The following is a 2,961-nucleotide window of genomic DNA, read 5'->3' on the forward strand; positions in this document are numbered from 1 at the left end:
CTGTGGCAGCGGATAGCAATACCCCGGTAAACACCCGTAAAAAAGCGTTTCTTAAACCCTTGCTGAACCTCAGTGACAAAGAACTGAATTGGAAATTCAATTCTCGTATTCGTGCAGGACGTCTGGTGCATTACCGCCCGGGTTTTCCCCATGGCATTTCGACAAACCCCGCCAGACATTTCTGCCCCGGGCACGATATAAACTTATGTCTGGGGGCGCGACGGAACAGTAAGCAGGTTATAGTCAATAGCCTCGAAAATGAAGCTACCCTGAGCTCCTTTGAACGCCGTACTCAGATCGGGATGCAGCCATCCAGATATTTTTCGGCACGCAGGATGAAATGCGACACTGAATATACATTCTCCCGTGTCATGGAGGAGCAGCTGACGACTGATTCCAGGCACAAATATGGTGGGGTCATGTGTATGCGCCTGACTTCCGCTGCACTCGGCCGTCTGGATGCACAAATTTATAAAGATCAAAGCCAGTTTTTGGGGGGATTCCCTGGTTTGGACGCCTTCGCCCGTAATGAGAAAATCATTGCGCAGTCAACCGATGACTACAGAAGTGTGATTCAGTACGAAGGGCGTCAGGAGACCCGTTTTTCCAATCCTCTGTCCTTACTTGACGAGTTGAACCTGCTTGAGATGAGTTCTCCCGAAAGTCAGAGGCAATTGTTGCAGACTCTAAAGCAACGCTTTAGTCACTGGCCCGACGGACGCCCGCTGGAACAGCTTTTTCCGCAATCCTGGTCAGTCTTTTACCATGAGTTAACCTTTAAAGGCAGCATGGTTGACGAGGGCATCAAAAATCTCATCAAGGTTTGTGGTGAAGAGCGCATACAATTACTGTTTGAGCAAAACCCACAACTGTTGGAGGGTAAACTGGATTCCCTGGATGGATTTAAGCTGAACGGGGGTAGCCATTTCTTGAAAGGAATTGATTTCAGCGGCTGTTCAATGAAGGGTACCGTGTTGCAATCCTTTATATTTCAGAACTGTAAATTCGATACAGAGCGGTTAAACAGTGCCACTGTTGAAGATGGCTTTTTCTGCGCATGTTCTTTTGAAGGCAAGCGGTTTTCATCATCGATATTAGACAATGCCCGCTTTTATCCTGAAAATGATCAGGATGACCTGGTATATGAAAGTACACACCAGCTTTCCCGAATTCTATATAATTCTTGTGTCAATCAGCGCAATGAGTTCATTCTGAAACAATGGCTGGAGGTGATGGAGAAAAGTGATTATCTACTCCACGACTCAGCACGGCTGGATGATTTAAGTCGGGATATTCTGTCCCGGCACATTGGAAAAATTACCAAAACTTATCCACAGCAACTTTGTGGGATTATTCGTGGATTTTTTTCCATTGATTTTGAAAATACTGCCAACGCAATAAGCTTTGTCTGGAATAATCCGGAATTCTATGATCGCAAAATCAAAGATCTCAAAGATGTGTATTTTGAGTTCAGAACCATCTTCCTGAATGAAGGAGATTATAAGGGGATGAGTGGTGATCCGTTTGAAAGATTATTTACGCTCTATAAAGTTGCAAACGGTGATTGTTCCCGGGAAGCGGTTTTGGCATTGATGTTAAATGTTATTAACCTGATTCTATTCCCGGAATCCAATGATAAATACATAGACTTTGGTATGAATGCCAACCGTGCGGATGAGCATGACGACTGCTGGAAGGACATTCCTGAGGTCAGTAGCGAAAGTACACAAAACCACTCAACCCCACGCCCGGAAACAGAGGGACTGCCTCTGGTTAAGATGCGGCGTTATAAAGCTTCTCTTTGTCGTATGTTCCTTAAAGATTACCGGGATTGTATTGACCAATTCTGGAAAGAATGCTCAGAAAAGAGTCAATTAAAAATAGCCAAACACTGTTTGCTTCATCAAAATGTTGCTGTTAGCCCCTCAACAACCACGGAGTTTATAAATTTGTTGTCTAAAGACCGCGACGAGGGAAATTGGCGGGACATCTATAACGCTAACATGAAAAAGCATACAGAAATTCAGAATGAGTGGGACCGGCTGTTTCCGGAATATTTCAGAACCTGAGGCAAAGTCCACTGTTATCCTTTAAATCAGTGCCCACCGTTTCAGTTGGATTTGAGTGTCCACTAAAACGGGGGAGGTTCGCAATCCGCTGGATTTTGTTGTTAGGTGGCGTAGTTATTTCTGAAGGTGGTTTACGATGATGGTGAGAGTGTCTTCTATTTTGTCAAACCGTTTGTCGTGTTCGTCAAAACGACTGCGGTTCTCAGACTGGTAAGCCTCGATCTTGCGGTCTTGCTGGTCAAAACGTTTTTCTATCTGAACGAACATGAGCCGGTTCTCTCGCTGGTTTTCCAGCATAATCTTCTGTGTTTCCCCGGTAATCTGGATGAGCCGGTGTACAGCGTTATCCAGCGATTCAAAATGGGATTCAAGTCTCTCTACACGATGTTCCAGTGACATACTGCATACCGTTATGATTTGTTGTAGGAGCAGTCAGCATAGCAGATATTGAATGGGGGCCGCCGGGGTGATCTTGTCGTTTTGCCCAGTCTTCACAGAATGGGTGGAACTAATGATTGGGTTAACTGTCGAAGTCATATCTGATTCGGCTTTTCTCAATCAGATCGTTTTGACAAGGACAGTGGTGAGGGCTAAAAAATGGATTCGCTCGGTATTACAACAGTAGGTAAAACAACAGAACAGGCGTCTTTTGCCGGTTGCGTCAGTTCATCTGAAAATATTGACAAGACAGGCATCGCTTTTGCCAGAGAAGTGAGTAGAAGTGAAGAGGCAATGCTCCCTGCTATTGCTTCTGCAAAGCAGGATGAGGCGATTAATAGTGATTTCACGCGTAAGGCCGGGCAAAAGGTAGCCATCACTGATATTACCCCGAAAATAATTGAGGCAGGACTGGAAACGCTGACCATTGAGCCGGTAAACAAGCGTCCAAAAC

At 45.1% G+C, this 2,961-nt stretch carries 3 protein-coding genes; 2 read left to right on the forward strand and 1 reads right to left on the reverse strand.

The window, feature by feature from the left end; all coding sequences use genetic code 11:
* On the forward strand, positions 1–2,069 hold a 2,069-nt coding region (locus KDK16_RS05440; RefSeq protein WP_257275040.1), incomplete at its 5' end, for a pentapeptide repeat-containing protein.
* Between the two features lie 114 nt (positions 2,070–2,183).
* Here KDK16_RS05440 and KDK16_RS05445 read toward each other — a convergent pair.
* Positions 2,184–2,468 carry a hypothetical protein gene (locus tag KDK16_RS05445; protein ID WP_257253716.1) on the reverse strand — a complete coding sequence of 95 codons (285 nt, stop codon included), beginning with the start codon at positions 2,466–2,468 and terminating at the stop codon, positions 2,184–2,186.
* Between the two features lie 198 nt (positions 2,469–2,666).
* On the opposite strand from KDK16_RS05445, the gene KDK16_RS05450 reads away from it, so the two are divergent.
* On the forward strand, positions 2,667–2,961 hold a 295-nt coding region (locus KDK16_RS05450; RefSeq protein WP_257253717.1), incomplete at its 3' end, for a hypothetical protein.

It is taken from the genome of Endozoicomonas sp. SESOKO4 (assembly GCF_024606275.1).

What these genes read in the sequence shown, in the direction of transcription:
- KDK16_RS05445 (WP_257253716.1), bottom strand. Translation starts at nt 2,468, where the DNA reads ATGTCACTGGAACATCGTGTAGAGAGACTTGAATCCCATTTTGAATCG.